Below are 15250 nucleotides of genomic sequence, written 5' to 3'. Positions count from 1 at the left end.
TTGTGCTTGTGGATACCGAATGCATACTTATTGACTTAACCTATAGTTGTCGCGAACTCTGTGTTAATTGTCAATTTCTGCAACAGTTGGTCTACTCTTTATGGGTAAATTCTGCCCACATTCCCCGCAGGGCATCTTGCAGATTGTCGGCAAAGCGTGGTGCATCAAAAAGAGGACTCGCCAGTACCTGTTCCCGTAAAGTTGAACGCAGTTGTGACAATTTATTGAGATCGCTGGCATGTGAAATGGCAAGCGTTACGAATTCATCCCCGTTTTTGGCTATCCAGTCGTTCAGACCAGCATAAGTGAGCAGGCTTGCTCCTTGTCTGGATGCCATGGTGGAGCCAGTCAATGTCAATGTAGGTATACCCATCCACAAAGCCTCGCAGGTAGTTGTCCCTCCTGCATAGGGAAAGGTATCAAGTATCATATCCACTTGTTTGTGGGCGGCAAGATAGGCTTCACGAGAGCTTGGACCATGTAATTCAGTACGCTCAGGCGCTATGCCAAATTGACGCAAGCGCTCTTGTGTAACTAAACGTGTTTCGGCATTTTCCAGTTCCCTGCATTGTAACCTCAAGCGTGCTTCTGGCAGTCTTTGCAAGACTTGAGCCCACAATTCGAGAGTAAAGTCAGTCAACTTGCCCACGCTCTGGAAACAAGCGAAAGTAATATAGGTATTGCGTAAAGCGGGTAAAGGATTCACCGCTACCTCCAGGTTGGGTTGCATGGCAGGAGGCGTGAAGCACAAACGTGTTTCAGGCAGATGCCAGATTCTCTCGGAAAAATATTCCTCGTGCTGTTCTGGCACAGAGATGTAGTCTGCCAGGACATAATCCATGCCGGGTGCGCCGGTTGAACCAAAATAACCTAGCCAGCTACATTGTACCGGCGCAGGTTTCCAGGCAAATACAGGCAGGCGATTTCCAGCAGTATGCCCCGCCAGATCGATCAGTATATCGATGCCCTGTTCATGTATCATTTCCGCTGCGGCAGAGTCACCGATGCTCTCAATGGAGTGCCAGGAACTGAAGTACTGTCTCAGGCGTGTATTGACGTTGTCGTTGCGGGTTTTATTGGAAAATGCCACGAGTTCTATTTCCTGAAAATCAAAATGTTTCAGTACATTTTCCAGGAAATAGCCCACTGGGTGGTTTCCCATGTCGGCAGAGACTACGCCCACACGTAGTTTACGGCCAGTTTGAGATGACGTTTTCCATGTGGTATAGGGAGTACTACTCAAGGAAAGTTTATTCTGATAGGCGAGCACCTCTGCACGGTACTCTGCAGGAGCACCAGAGCTGCCAAGGCAGAGTTGGAATAGCAAATGACAATGCGCTTCCATGAAACCGGGATCTTTTGTAAGAGCAGTATGGAACCAAGTCAGTGCTTCCTTGTGTCGGCCGGTGTATTGTAAGATGGTCCCCAGAATTGTATAGGCATCCCCAAAACCATCAGGCTTGCCTTTCAGTGCCGACCTGAAACTGGCTTCTGCCTTGGAAAATCTTTTTTGGTTCAGGTGGATTTTGGCAAGGTTAATGTGCGTCAGCGGGTTGTCGGGATTGATATGCAGGGACTTGTTATAGCAGGTCTCTGCTTCACTCCATTGGCCTAGTCTGATATATGTGCCGCCGAGATTGTTCCACGTGTTTTCAATAGCCGGGTTAATTTCCAGGGCTTGCTTAAAGTGAGGAATTGCCTCGGAATATTTATTTTGCAGGTAAAAAACCATTCCCAAGTTATCATGGGCCGCAGCTTCATTGGGTTGCACTTGGATACAGTGCCGCAGACTGGTTTCGGCTTCCTGGTACCGCCCCTGATTCATGAGCAATACACCCAGGTAACCATGTGCTATGGGATGTCCGGGCATCAATTCCAGGGATTTGCGAAATTCTGTTTCTGCCTTGGTCAACTCACCCTGCTCTTCGTATAGCAAGCCCAGATCAAAATGAGCAAGGGCAAAATTGTCATCCTGTTTGATAGCATCCAAAAGCAGATTCTTGGCTTCCTCGGTGCGCTTGAGCTGCATCAAAATTCTCGCAAGCGCAGAATAGGCTTCCATTGAAGCGGGCTTGATTTCGATCGCTTTCTGGTAGCTGGCAATCGCCTCTGGCAACTGATTTTTCAGTAATTGGATGGCCCCTAGATTGGAGTAGCCCTCAGCAAAAACAGGGCGCAGTTGTATCGCGGACTTAAAGCATATTTCTGCATCTGCAAGCTTGTTTTGCTCTTTTAGCGCGACCCCCATGTTATTTTGTGTGTTTGCATCCTCAGGATTGGCCAGGCACATTTTCCTGTAAATGGATTCTGCTTCAGAATACTGTCGAGTTGAAAAAAGGATGGACAATAAGGCGTCTCTCGCCTGATCAAGCTCTGGAGCAATCTCCAAAATTTCCCTAAAGCTTTGTGCTGCTTCCTGAAGTCGATTTTGTTGTTGCAAAAAGTTGGCCAAAGTCCAATGTGCTTGAATAAATTGCGGGTCACATTCTATTGCTCGACGAAGTGCTTTTTCAGCATTGTTCACATCTCCCTGCGTTCCCAGCAGGTTTGCAAGTTGGAAGTGCGCCTGGCTGAATTTCGGCTTGAGGGCAAGCGCCTGGCGGCAAAAAGCGATTGCATCTTCTGTTCTTCCTTGTGATGTGAGGGTCACACCCAAGTTGTAGTGTGCCAATGCCTCATCCGGCTTGATAGAAATAATTTGGCGATAACAAGACTCTGCTTCAAGTAATTGTCCTGACTCGTCAAGTGTCAGCCCCAGATTTAAAAGAGCGTTAACAAAGCCAGGTTGAAGACTGACGGCCTGGCGATAATGCGCTTCTGCTACCTTCAGATCGCGGCGCTCATAATACAAGTCGCCAAGTTGATTATAGGTACTCGCGTCTTTTGGATCTATGCCGATGGCCTGTTCATAGCAATGTTGCGCTTCCAATGGTTTCCCTTGTTTTAATAAGGCATCTCCCTGCGCTTTTAGATCCGCCGCCTGTTCTGGCTGTCCAGATTCCGCTACCCTGGCTTCTATGGCTTGTGATTTTTTTTCTTGTGACGCGGAAGTAAATTGTTTTTTAAGCCAATTCAACATGAATGATATCCAAATTTGAGAAAACGCCTGTAGATAAACTGCATAGGCATTGATGACGATATTTTACATCTCGCTTATAAAACTACTTGAGTTCTATTTTTTGTTGGTTCGTGTGCGCATAAAATACCGTACTAAGCATATGGACTATGTTGATGAGTTTATCTGGCAGTGAATGCTTGCTACAAAAAGACAACAGGGGCAAAAAATTGCCCCTGTTGTTCGCTTACAACCCTTCTCTTACGACCCTTGAAGCTGTCACTTACACGTCCATGGTTTGCTTCAGCATATTACTGGCATACACATCGCAACAAATTTCGCTGGACGTACGTGAACCGTAGTGTGCGATGAATTCATCAAAGCTGCCGCTTTGCGAGCGTTCCATCTCTGTCTGTTCTGCCAGGGATTTTTCTGCCATTTTTGTATACAGGGCAAGCTGGTCTGGCGCAGGCGGGCGGGCGCGGAATTCTTCGGCCAGGCGCGTGCTTTGTTGAATAGCGAACTGGGTGAAAGAATTATTCGTTGCTCGTATGGCATCCAGTACCTGTGCTGATGGCGTCAGTTCAGGATGCTGTAGTTTTTCAGTCTGCACGCGCATGGCTTGCACATGGCTGCTATCACCACGCTGTGCATCCAGCAGGACGGCTACCGGCGCAATCTTGTCCAATAATTCCTTGCCCCAGTCTTGCAGGGAAACCGCTCGCCCCTGGCGAGACAACATCAGGCCAGGGCGGCGGCCTTGTTTGACAGTGAGGGCAAAATTCTCGACATTTTCATCGCCTTCAGCCTGGTTCGTCAAAGGGCTTTCTTCCAGCGCACAAAATAGCAGGAAGGCATCCAGGAAACGTGAAGTTTCCAGGCTGATACCGAGTGGGTCGAAAGGATTGACATCCATGCAACGCACTTCTATGTACTGCACCCCACGTGTACATAGTGCTTCAACTGGGCGCTCGCCCGTCTTGATGACGCGTTTAGGCCGTATCGTGGCATAGAACTCGTTTTCAATTTGCAGCACATTGGTATTGATCTGTACCCATTCTCCATTTTGCTGCGTACCTATTTTTTCATAGGCCGGGTAGGGCTGGCGCACTGCCAGCGACAGGCTGCGCATGTATTCTAGCAAGGTGTTATACGGCGGCACCAGGCCAGACTGGGCATTATTCTGGTAACCCAGATCGCTCATGCGCAGGCTGGTCGCATAGGGCAGATACAGGGTATCGTCGGACAGGGTTTCCAGTTGATGCGGGCGGCCACGCAAGAAAGGGGTGGACAGCGCAGGCGAGGCACCAAACAGATACATCAGCAACCAGCTATAACGATGGAAATTGCGTATCAGTGAAATATAATTTTCGGACTGCACATGCATGGCGCTGCCGCTGGTATTTTCTGCCTGCTGCAAGACTTTCCACAAATCTTCAGACAACGAATAGTTGTAATGGATGCCGGCAATGCATTGCATGCTCTTGCCATAACGCAGTGCCAGGCCACGGCGGTATACATGCTTGATCATGCCTATATGCGAATCGCCATACCAGGCGATAGGGATATCTTTTTCTTCCGGCAGGGTGCAGGGCATGGATTGATGCCACAGCATTTCATTGCCCATGACGGTATAGGCAAAGCGGTGGATATTGTCGAGTTCTTCGAGCGCGGTGGCGATGTCTGGTTCTGCTGGCGTAATAAACTCCAGCAGAGATTCGGAATAATCGGTTGTGATTTGTGGATTGGTCAAAGCTGAACCCAGGGCTGGAGAATGCGGCGTCAAAGCCAGTTTGCCATCTGCATGTACCCGCAGGGTTTCCCGTTCGATACCACGCAAACCACCGGCCAGCAAAGGTCGGTTTGCATCACTATCGAGTAGCGTCAGGCGTCGGTTTAACAGAGTGCTCACGGTGTCTTCCTTCAAGATTCAGTTGTCTTTGCAATCACGTTTGCAAAAAATATCGAGCAAGCATAGCCGAAAAATGAAAACGGCATACGAGCTTGCTTAAATTTCATATATGAAAACTTTTTTAGTTTATAACGGTCTCATGACCAGCCGATTTCAAGGCGGCATTGAAGGCCAATAGGTCCCGCACTGCAGCAATATATAAAATATTTCTTGTTTTGTTAGCATCGACTTAGAATGCATTATTCTTTTTCATACAGGAGTTGAAGTGTCCATCAAAAAAATGTCTGTATTCGTATCAGCCAGTGTACTTGGACTGGCAACATCCGGTCTGGTGTTGGCTGCCGACCCCGTGCCGCCTGTGGCTGCCAAAATCAAATGGCAAGAAACCCGTCACGGCGAAGTCGTCACTGACGATTACCGCTGGCTGCAAAAAAAAGAAAATCCTGAGGTAATTGCTTATCTTAATGCAGAGAATGCGTATACCGAAGCCCTGACGGCAGACATTAAACCCCTGTCTGACAAACTTTATGCAGAAATCAAGGGCAGGATGAAAGAGGTAGACCTGTCCGTGCCAGTGCGTCGCGGCAGTTACTATTATTATTCGCGTACAGAGGCAGGCAAGCAGTACCAGTTGTATTGTCGCCGCCGCGCCGGTGCTGACATGGCCTATGATGACAAGCTCGCCGAAGAAATTTTGCTGGACCAGAATGACATGGCCAAGGGACAAAAATTCTTTGCCGTGGGTGGCAGCTCCGTCAGCCCGGATGAGCAATTACTGGCATATACCACGGACACCACTGGTTATCGCCAGTATCAATTGCAAATCAAGAACTTGCGCACTGGTGAATTGCTCAGTGACAGTCAGCCCCGTGTAACGTCGATGGCCTGGGCTGCAGATAACAAGACCCTGTTTTTTGTGCAGGAAGACCCAACCACCAAACGTTCTGACCGCCTGTTCCGTATGGAAATCGGCAAGCCTCCGGTAGAAATCATGCATGAGGCCGTTGAGCAATTTGGCCTGCAAGTCAGCACGACTCGCGACAGACAGTTTATCGTCGTCAACAGCAACGCCACTGATACCAGTGAAGTCATGTTGCTGGCTGCAGACAAACCACAAGGGCAATTCCGTAGTGTACTTGGACGTGAAAAAGGCCATCGCTATCACCTCCAGCATCGCAATGGCGAGTTGTATATCGTCACTAACAAGGATGCCAAAAATTTCCGCGTCGTACGGGCACCGCTGGCAACACCTGACAGCAAGCACTGGCAGGAAGTGGTCAAACATGATCCTGATGTGCTGGTATCCAATGCGGACTTGTTCAAAGACTACATGGTCATCACAGAAAAGACCCAGGCTTTGAACCGGGCACGCATTTATGATTTCAATAGCAAGCAATGGAAGACGGTGAAATTTGATGACCCCGTCTACCTCGCGATGGGTGCCGCTACGCCAGAATTTTCTGCCACCCGCTTCCGCATGTCTTACCAGTCACCCGTGACGCCACCGACTACCCTGGACGTGGATATGGCGACTGGGCAGCGTTATGTACTCAAGCAGCAAGAAGTGGTTGGTGGTTACGATGCCAGCAAATATGAAAGCCGCCGCCTGTGGATGACGGCCCGGGATGGAGTCAAAGTGCCATTGTGGGCGGTGTATAAAAAAGGCGTGAAATTCGATGGTTCAGCACCGTTGCTGTTGTACTCTTATGGCAGCTATGGCTATTCAACCGAAGCGACCTTTGCTTCCAGCCGCCTCAGTATGCTGGATCGTGGCGTCATCTATGTGCAGGCACATATACGCGGTGGCCGCGACATGGGTGAGCATTGGCATGAAGATGGCATGCTGATGAAAAAGAAAAATACGTTTTATGATTTTATCGACAGCGCCGATTACCTCATCAAACAAAAATGGACTAGCGCAGGCAAGCTGATTATCCAGGGTGGCAGTGCCGGTGGTTTGCTGATGGGTGCTGTCGTCAATATGCGGCCTGACTTGTTCCGCGCCGTACATGCCGCCGTACCCTTTGTCGATGTCATGAACACCATGATGGATGCCAGCCTGCCTTTGACGACAGGTGAATATCTGGAATGGGGCAATCCGAACGAAAAACCAGCATACGACTATATGCGCAGCTATTCACCCTATGACAATATTACCCGAAAGGCCTATCCGGCCATGCTGGTGACCACAGGTTTGAATGACAGCCAGGTCATGTATTGGGAACCGGCCAAATACGTGGCCAAACTGCGTGATTTCAAAACCGATAAAAATCCGCTACTGCTCAAAATCAATATGGCTGCAGGGCATGGCGGCGCATCTGGCCGGTACGATGCCTTGCGCGAAGGAGCATTCAATATGGCCTGGATGTTCTCGCAATGGGGTATTAAAGAATAGTTGATGTGATATAGATGTGATACATGCCTGGCTTCGTTTCGCATGATGAGGCCAGGTTTAACCTGCTGCAAAATGAAGGACTGAATCATGAATTTCGCTTACACCATTATCTATGTCCCCGATGTCGCCGCATCGCTTATTTTTTTTGAAAAAGCCTTCGGTTTTTCTACCCGATTTTTGCATGAGTCTGGCCTGTATGGTGAACTTGACACCGGTGCCACGACGCTGGCCTTTGCTGCCCATGCCATGGGGGATATGAATTATTCCTGTGGCCATGTGGCGGCACACAGTTCAGAAAAACCGCTGGGGATGGAAGTTGCATTTACTACGGCGGACGTGGCAGTCGCGCATGCTCAAGCCATCGCTGCTGGTGCACAGGAACTGGCAGCACCGGCTGAAAAACCTTGGGGCCAGGTGGTATCGTATCTGCGTTGTCCTGATGGCAGTCTGGTGGAATTGTGCACCCCTATGGGCGGTTAACAATTTTTGGGAGCTCTCGTCTTGTAAAAAAGCAAGAGCTTTATTCCCAGGAAAAGTATTTTTTGCGCAGCCGCTGTACTGTGCCATCTTTTTGTAAAACTTCATAGGCTTTGCGCCAGACGCGTTCTTCCTCTTCACTGACATTCATGGAACTGGCCATGTAAAGCTCGGCGCTGCCCATATTCAGGCCGGTCGTGAAATCTTCCAGGCGGAAGCCATATTCTTCTACCGCCGATATCATGATGGAATAACCCGAGTAAACCGCATCCAGCCCACCCAACTGCAATAGTTTGAGCAAACTTTGGTAATCTTTTTCATACTGGATATTGCGAAAATTTTCAGCAAGCAATTCTTGTTCCAATGAGGAGCCGCGCACGATGCCTACCCGCAAACCGCGCAATTGTTCGATTGAAGCATGCTCAATATTGACGTTTCCAGCTATCGTAGATCGCTTGCCAAAAAAACGGTTTGGCGCTGTGCCCAAATGGATTAGCCATTTGTAGCTGCTTTCGCGTTCCAGGGTTCTTTGCAGTGGAAAGACGCCATAATTCCGGCCTTCCCTGGTCATTTTGATTGCCCTGGCCCATGGATAAATACTCAGGTCGGGTTTGCGCCCCAGTTGTGCTGACATAGCCACAATCAATTCATAGACATAGCCTTGCGGCACATTGTGGTTTAGCCATAGATAGGGCGGTAATTCTGCCGTGACCCATTTGATTTGCGCATCAGTAACTTTTTGCGCCTGACTGGGCAGGCTGCAGAGCAAAGCAAGCAGGCAAATGAATTTTTTCATTCCGGTCCCATACTGCCAATGGAGGCAATTGTTGGTCTTTTTAGCTAGCCTGTGAGCTTGAGTCAAAATCATGTTCACAGCGAAATTCTAGTATTCAGATTATGCTTAAACTGGTCAAGTGAATTTTTATCAATTTTTACAGTTTTTTCTCATGAGTGAACATGAAAACCTGGTCCAATTTGTCATTTGAAATTTCCCTGGAATTGTCTATAACAAAGATGAAGGCAGTTGCACATTCTGTCGGTTTCCCCACTAGGGATACTGATGCTTGCTGTCTTGTCCCCTGACCATCGTGGTCACCGCGATATTCTCGCAACTGCCTCCGTGCTTTCTTACCTCTAGGGAGATAGTCATGAGACGCAGACTGTATTTCATGTTGCCTGACCTGAGTAGTGCCAGGGCGATGCTGGATGAGCTTTTACTTGCTCGTATTGATGAGCGACATATGCATTTTTGTGCGAAGGAAGGCATGCTGCCATCCGATATGCCTGAAGCCAATTCCTTTCAGAAAACTGATCTCATCCACGGTGCTGAAGTGGGAATGCTGATTGGTGGCATCGCAGGTTTGCTGGCAGGTGGTTTGTGGCTGATCTTCCCGCCTCAAGGTATGGAAATGCGCATCGTAGCCGTGCTGCTGTCTGCGATTGGCGGCTCCTTGTTTGGATCATGGGCATCGGCCAAGGCAGCCAAAGCCATACCCAGTTCCAGTCTGAAGCCCTTCATGGCAGATATAGAAGACGGCAAGGTCTTGCTGATGGTGGATGTGCCATTTAAGCGGATAGCCGAAATCCAGCAACTGGTCAGAAACCGTCATCCAGAAATTCGCTTCGGTGGCGTTGATCCGCATGTGCCAGTGTTCAGTTAGCACCTGGTTTTATCAAAGCCTGCATCACACCCATCGCGGGCGGGGTGCAGCATTCCCTGAAATTTCCCTCGCTTTACATCCATCTCATTACCTAGAATAAATTCGGCATACAATGAACGTTTTTTAGACAACATTGCCGAAAATGACAGCCACTGCTCTGGAATTGCACGCGCTTTGCAAGAACTTTGGCAGACCTGCCGTTGAAAACCTCAATCTCACCGTGCGCCGGGGGGAACTATATGCCTTGCTGGGACCAAATGGTGCAGGTAAGACCACGACCTTGCGCATGGTGGCAGGCCTCCTATCTCCCGATAGTGGCAGCATACGCATACTGGGACATGAACTGGCAGCTGACCCTGCACTGGCCAAAAGCAAGCTGGCCTATCTGCCTGACGACCCCATGTTGTATAACAAACTTAAACCGTTTGAGTATCTGGAATTTGTCGCCGGCTTGTGGGGTGTACCTGCGGAAGTTGCCGAACCCAAAGCGCGTGAATTGCTTGAATGGCTGGATTTGCTCAAACATGCAGATGAACTGACGGAAGGTTTCTCCCGTGGCATGAAGCAAAAGCTGGCGCTGGCCGGGGCGCTGATACATCAGCCTGAACTTATCATCCTGGATGAACCTTTGACTGGCCTCGATGCCGCCGCTGCCAGACAAGTCAAGGATGTCTTGCTGACCCATGTCAAACAGGGCGGTACCGTCATCCTGACCACCCACATCCTCGATGTCGCCGAACGCCTGGCTGAGCGCATAGGCATCATACAGCACGGCAAACTCATCGCAGAAGGAACGCTGGAAGAATTGCGCAGCCAGACCAGCCAGACAGCAGGTACTTTGGAAGAAATTTTCCTGCAATTGACGGAGCCAGCATAATGGTCCGTAGTTGGCAATTCAAACCCGGCAGTTCACTCTGGTTGCTGACCCATGAATGCCGTCTGGCTTTTTATGACAAAGGTGATAGCAAACCTGGTCAGGCAGCGGTACGTGGCATGTCGGTGTTTGGCATGTGGTTGATAGGCTTGATGTATGTATTTGCCCATCTCGGCGTCTGGTTCTTTATGCATAAGATGCCGCCTTTGCAAGAAGTTGTACCAGCGCCCTTGCTGATGGGGGCTGGTGTCGCCATGCTGGCTGTGTTCAGTCTTATGTTGTCGATAGGCCTGGCACATAGTGTCAGGGCCTTGTTTGAGCGTGGTGATCTGGATTTGCTACTGTCATCACCACTGTCGTCGAAAACCATATTCAAGGTCAGGCTGACAGGTATCGTCTTTTCTGCTGGCATCTGGTTTTTTGCCTTGCTGACGCCAGTGGCGAATACAGGCTTGATTCTGGGGCAATGGCGCTGGCTGGGTATTTATCCTGCGCTGCTTGCCATGTCGACCCTGGCTGCTGCGCTGGCCATGTTGCTGGCCCTGGCTTTGGTCAAAAGTTTTGGCGTCCGCAAGACCCTGGTGCTGGCGCAAATCCTGAGTGCACTGACGGGTGCCAGCATGTTCCTTATCACACAATTATTTGGCAATCTGGGGAATGAAGTCCGCGAGACAGTGATGCAGCATATCCTGCCGTGGTTCCAGCCCGGTGGCATGCTGGATGCCGACAGCATGGTGTGGATGCCAGCCAGGGCTTTGTTTGGCTCGCCAGCGGCGATATTCGGAATCCTGTTTTTCAGTGCAATGGTTTTTCTGCTGACGGCGCAATCCACCCATCGTTTCTTTATTAAAGGCGTGCAGCAAGCAGTTGGTCAGCCACGCAAGCTGGCGATATCAGACGGGCAGAAAGCTATAAAGAAAACTGGCAATTTTGGACGCAGTTTGCGAACTACCATCATTCTCAAAGAATGGCGCCTGATTGCGCGTGACGCTAACCTGATTTCCAAGGTTTTGTTGCATGTACTATATATCGCACCTTTATTTCTTGTCATGTTCAAGTCCAATTCTTTATTGCCCAGTGTGGCCTCAGGTCTGGTTTTTTTGGCCGCCTCACTGGCTGGTTCCTTGATCTGGATTATCGTCTCAGCTGAAGACGCACCTGACTTGTTGTGGGCATCGCCTGTCAAAGCCCAGTTGATCCTCCCCAGCAAGTTGTTGGCGGCTATCTTGCCAGTCATGTTATTTATCTCACCAGCATGGCTGTGGCTGCTGATCAAGCAATTTGTACTGGGCCTGGCTGTCATCGTCTGTACCCTGGCGGCAATGCTGAGTTCGGCCGTTATCCATTTGTGGCAATCCAAAGCGGCCAGCCGTGCTCAGTTCAACAAGCGCGGGCAGACGCATTTGATGGCGGGCTTGCTTGAAACTGCTTCCAGCTTCTCCTGGGCTGCCTGCATCGTTGTCGGCATGTTATATGGTGTCTGGGGTTTGCTTCCCTTGTCGATAGCATTACTGATCGTGGCTATCGCCTGGTTCTCCCGTATTGAACGAAATCTATAAATAGTGGTCTATTTTTTTTACCTGTTGATGCGTACCTAACAATCTGGGATATCTCTTACCATGCCTGTGTTCACGAAGAAACGCGTTGTTGTCTCCATTGTTCTTTTACTCTCAGGCGTAGCAGCCGCCATGTACTATCAAAAGGAGCATGGTAAGCCCAAGGAAGAAGAACCCAAATACAAGACCGCCGTCGTGGACAAGGGCAATATCACGCAGACCGTGACCGCCAGCGGCACGCTCAACCCTGTGGCGCTGATCAATGTCGGCTCGCAGGTATCAGGCACCGTAGTGGAATTGAAGGCAGACTTCAATGACCGCGTCAAGCAAGGTCAGGTCTTGCTCAAGCTAGACCCTACTATTTTCAATGCCCAGATCAAGCAAAGCGAAGCCAGCCTGGCATCTGCAGAGGCGTCCAAGCGTCTGGCGCAGGCTAATCTTGAGCGTAACCAGAAACTGGTGGCGCAAAACTATATCTCCGGCACCGCCATGGACCAGGCCAAACGTGAAGTGGAAGTGGCTGATGCAAATATCAAACTGGCCAGAGCGCAACTTGACCGCGTCAGGGCTGACCTGAATAACAGCGTCATTCGTTCACCAATAGATGGCGTGATCATCAAGCGTACAATCGACATGGGTCAAACCGTGGCCGCCTCTTTCCAGACCCCGAACCTGTTTCAGATTGCGCGTGACCTGACCAAAATGCAAATCGATACCAGCGTATCTGAGGCCGATGTCGGCTCTTTGAAAGATGGCCTGCCTGCACGCTTTGTTGTCGATGCCTATCCTGACCGAGAATTTGAAGCCAAATTACGCCAGTTTCGTCTGGCGGCGAATGTGCAGCAGAATGTGGTGACGTATAACGTAGTGCTGGATGTCGACAACAAGGATGAGTTGCTGAAGCCAGGCATGACCGCGCAAGTGCGCCTGGTCGTCGGCAGCCGCGAAAACGTGATGCGCATTCCCACCGCTGCCCTGCGCTATAAGCCTAGCGAAGAAGAGCAGGCCAGAGAAGCCAAGGCGCTCAAGGAAAAGGAAAAAAATGCCAGTGGATCAACCGCAAGCGCGGCTTCAGCATCTGCCAATCTGCCTGCACCAGATGTGGATGATGACGTCGCTTTCCGTACCAAAAAAGACCTGACCCGCACTTTCAAACTTTATAAACTTGATGACAAAAACCTGGCAAAAACTGTGGACGTCAAAATTGGTTTGTCCAACTTCAAATATACCGAAGTCATTTCCGGTGATGTGAAGCCAGGTGACAAAGTCATTATCCGTGCGCTGGATAAAGCCGGAGCACGCTGATGAGCGATACCCTGATAGCCATACGCCAGGTCAGCAAGAGTTATTTCTCTGGTGGCGTGGAGACCAAGGTTTTGCATGGCATAGACGTGCAGGTGCCGCGTGGCGATTTTCTGGCCGTCATGGGACAATCCGGCTCCGGCAAGTCAACACTGATGAATATCCTAGGTTGCCTGGACCAGGCCACCAGTGGTTCTTACCTGCTCAATGGCGTCGATACCCTGAGCCTGTCGCGTGCCGAACTGGCCACCATACGCAACCGCACCATCGGTTTTGTATTCCAGAGCTTTAACCTTATCAAGCGCATGAGCGTGGCAGAAAATGTCGCGCTGCCCTTGATCTATGCCGGAGCGGGGCGTGACAAGGCGCACAAGAAAGCACTGGTGGAACTCGAAAGAGTAGGGCTCAAGGATTATGCCAAACGCCTACCGAATCAATTGTCCGGTGGTCAGCAACAGCGTGTGGCGATCGCCCGCGCCCTGGTCGCTGATCCGCCATTGATTTTGGCGGATGAGCCTACCGGTAATCTTGATACCCAGACCAGCGAAGACATCATGCGTTCGCTACAGCAATTGAACGCAGATCGTGGCATCACGATCTTGCTGGTGACGCATGAGCCGGATATTGCGGCCTACAGCAAACGGCTGGTGCGGCTCAAGGATGGTCATGTCCTGTACGATGGCCCGGCGGCAGAAGGCTTGCGCCAACTGGCCGCCTCACATGCTGAATATTCAGAAGCGCAGGGGGACAGAAAATGAATTTCCTCCAGGTATTTATAGAAGCATTCCGTTCCATGAATGCCAACCGGCTGCGCACGGCGCTGACCATGCTGGGCATTATCATCGGCATTACCTCGGTCGTTATGATGCTGGCCGTGGGTGAAAGTGCAAAGAAATTTATCGCCAAGGAACTGGAAGTACTGGGCAGTAATCTGATGATTATCTCGCCAGGTGCCAACCGTACCCAGGGGGTGCGGGCGCGTACCGGTACTGCTCCTTCGCTGTCAGTAGAGGACGCATTGGCGCTCAATCAACTCGACAGTCTCAATGGCGCTGCGCCAGCCTTGCAGGGCTTCTTCCAATTGACGGTAGGGAATGATAATTCCAATAATGCCGTGCTCGGTGTGACCCCAGAAATGTTTAAGGTGCGCAACTGGAAAGTGGACCAGGGTAATGAGTTCAGCGATTCTGATATCCGGGGTGCTGCGCGCATGGTCATCATAGGCAAGAAACTGGCTGACCAGTTTTTTTACAAGGACAACCCGATAGGCCAGTTTGTGCGCATAGACAATGTACCTTTCCAGGTAGTTGGCGTCTTACAGGGTGAGGGCCGCATGTTTGACGGCGGTGATCTGGGTGAGATGGTGTTGATCCCGATTACCTCAGCCCGCGCTACCCTGATGCGCAGCCCTTTCCCGCGCAATGTGCATTATGTGGTGGTGCAGGGCAAGAGCGACAAGCAGTTGAAGGACGCAGAGGAAGATATCAAGGACATGCTGCGTGACCGCCACCATATCAAGGCTGGGCAGGAAGATGATTTCCGTATCGATAACCTGGCCTCGATTGCGGAGACAGGTGCCAAGATCAGTGCCGGCCTGGCGGCCATGCTGGGTGCCATCGGTGCCATTTCGCTCATCGTGGGTGGCATAGGCATCATGAATATCATGCTGGTATCAGTGACTGAACGTACCCGCGAGATAGGCATACGCATGGCGATTGGTGCCAAGCCACGTGATGTGCTGTTGCAGTTTTTGACGGAGGCGGTGGTGATCTGCCTGGTCGGCGGCATCATAGGCATCTTGCTGGCGATGGCAGGTGCGGCAGCGATTACTTCTACCGGCAAACTCGAAGTCATTATAGGCCTGCAAGCCATGGTGGTTGCCTGCGGCTTCGCCAGTTTTGTCGGTATCTTCTTTGGCTTTTATCCAGCGCGCCGTGCGTCGCGTTTATTGCCAGTGGATTGTTTGCGTTATGAGTGATAAATAAGGACTTTCGCGATTCTCCTGGTTATCTGGCTTT

The 15250-nt window shown here is 50.4% G+C and carries 11 protein-coding genes; 8 read left to right on the top strand and 3 right to left on the bottom strand.

Translation table 11 applies throughout. The features are described from left to right. Nucleotides 1-91: 91 nt before the first annotated feature. Nucleotides 92-3079: a tetratricopeptide repeat protein gene (locus H8L47_RS22845; protein WP_186955915.1), complete on the bottom strand. Its 2988-nt coding sequence runs from the start codon at nt 3077-3079 to the stop codon at nt 92-94. Nucleotides 3080-3338: 259 nt separating this feature from the next. Next, a complete protein-coding gene (gene gshA / locus H8L47_RS22840; protein ID WP_186955914.1) occupies nt 3339-4967 on the bottom strand; it encodes a glutamate--cysteine ligase in 1629 nt (542 codons plus the stop codon). A 265-nt stretch (nt 4968-5232) separates the two neighbouring features. Here gshA and H8L47_RS22835 point away from each other — a divergent pair, with 265 nt between their 5' ends. Together H8L47_RS22835 and H8L47_RS22830 are read left to right on the top strand one after the other, a co-directional pair. Further along, nucleotides 5233-7362 (top strand): S9 family peptidase, encoded by a 2130-nt coding sequence (locus H8L47_RS22835; protein WP_329605483.1) that lies wholly within the window; start codon nt 5233-5235, stop codon nt 7360-7362. Nucleotides 7363-7449: 87 nt separating this feature from the next. Beyond that, entirely contained in the window at nt 7450-7842 is a 393-nt protein-coding gene (locus H8L47_RS22830; RefSeq protein ID WP_186955913.1) for a VOC family protein, read from the top strand. A gap of 40 nt (nt 7843-7882) precedes the next feature. On the opposite strand, the gene H8L47_RS22825 is transcribed toward H8L47_RS22830, so the two are convergent. Then, complete coding sequence (locus H8L47_RS22825) at nt 7883-8635, bottom strand: substrate-binding periplasmic protein (protein WP_186955912.1); 753 nt, start codon at nt 8633-8635, stop codon at nt 7883-7885. Between the two features lie 352 nt (nt 8636-8987). Between H8L47_RS22825 and H8L47_RS22820 the strand changes: the two genes are divergently transcribed. The 6 genes from H8L47_RS22820 (at nt 8988) to H8L47_RS22795 (ending at nt 15210) form a co-directional block, all read left to right on the top strand. Continuing rightward, the gene (locus tag H8L47_RS22820; protein WP_230413879.1) at nt 8988-9500 is read left to right on the top strand and encodes a DUF1269 domain-containing protein; all 513 of its coding nucleotides are present in this window, start codon (nt 8988-8990) and stop codon (nt 9498-9500) included. Nucleotides 9501-9642: 142 nt separating this feature from the next. Beyond that, nucleotides 9643-10377: an ABC transporter ATP-binding protein gene (locus H8L47_RS22815; protein ID WP_186955911.1), complete on the top strand. Its 735-nt coding sequence runs from the start codon at nt 9643-9645 to the stop codon at nt 10375-10377. Next, nucleotides 10377-11933, top strand: coding sequence for a hypothetical protein (locus H8L47_RS22810; protein ID WP_186955910.1), 1557 nt, complete (start codon nt 10377-10379; stop codon nt 11931-11933). The genes H8L47_RS22815 and H8L47_RS22810 overlap by 1 nt, the downstream gene beginning before the upstream one ends. Before the next feature lie 129 nt (nt 11934-12062). Continuing rightward, nucleotides 12063-13235, top strand: a complete 1173-nt coding sequence (locus H8L47_RS22805) for an efflux RND transporter periplasmic adaptor subunit (RefSeq protein ID WP_230413878.1) — start codon at nt 12063-12065, stop codon at nt 13233-13235. Further along, complete coding sequence (locus tag H8L47_RS22800) at nt 13235-13990, top strand: ABC transporter ATP-binding protein (RefSeq protein WP_186955908.1); 756 nt, start codon at nt 13235-13237, stop codon at nt 13988-13990. Before H8L47_RS22805 ends, H8L47_RS22800 begins: the two co-directional genes overlap by 1 nt. Further along, nucleotides 13987-15210 (top strand): ABC transporter permease, encoded by a 1224-nt coding sequence (locus tag H8L47_RS22795; RefSeq protein ID WP_230413877.1) that lies wholly within the window; start codon nt 13987-13989, stop codon nt 15208-15210. Before H8L47_RS22800 ends, H8L47_RS22795 begins: the two co-directional genes overlap by 4 nt. The last annotated feature ends 40 nt before the right edge of the window (nt 15211-15250 follow it).

This window comes from Undibacterium umbellatum (genome assembly GCF_014284125.1).
Lineage (GTDB): Bacteria > Pseudomonadota > Gammaproteobacteria > Burkholderiales > Burkholderiaceae_D > Undibacterium > Undibacterium umbellatum.
The sequence above is the reverse complement of the archived record's forward strand: the minus strand, read 5'-3'. Positions and strand labels throughout refer to the sequence as shown.

Coding starts and splice junctions, on each gene's coding strand:
- H8L47_RS22825 (WP_186955912.1), bottom strand. CDS start 8,635: ATGAAAAAATTCATTTGCCTGCTTGCTTTGCTCTGCAGCCTGCCCAGT.
- H8L47_RS22800 (WP_186955908.1), top strand. CDS start 13,235: ATGAGCGATACCCTGATAGCCATACGCCAGGTCAGCAAGAGTTATTTC.
- H8L47_RS22830 (WP_186955913.1), top strand. CDS start 7,450: ATGAATTTCGCTTACACCATTATCTATGTCCCCGATGTCGCCGCATCG.
- H8L47_RS22820 (WP_230413879.1), top strand. CDS start 8,988: ATGAGACGCAGACTGTATTTCATGTTGCCTGACCTGAGTAGTGCCAGG.
- H8L47_RS22805 (WP_230413878.1), top strand. CDS start 12,063: ATGTACTATCAAAAGGAGCATGGTAAGCCCAAGGAAGAAGAACCCAAA.
- H8L47_RS22845 (WP_186955915.1), bottom strand. CDS start 3,079: ATGTTGAATTGGCTTAAAAAACAATTTACTTCCGCGTCACAAGAAAAA.
- H8L47_RS22795 (WP_230413877.1), top strand. CDS start 13,987: ATGAATTTCCTCCAGGTATTTATAGAAGCATTCCGTTCCATGAATGCC.
- H8L47_RS22815 (WP_186955911.1), top strand. CDS start 9,643: ATGACAGCCACTGCTCTGGAATTGCACGCGCTTTGCAAGAACTTTGGC.
- H8L47_RS22810 (WP_186955910.1), top strand. CDS start 10,377: ATGGTCCGTAGTTGGCAATTCAAACCCGGCAGTTCACTCTGGTTGCTG.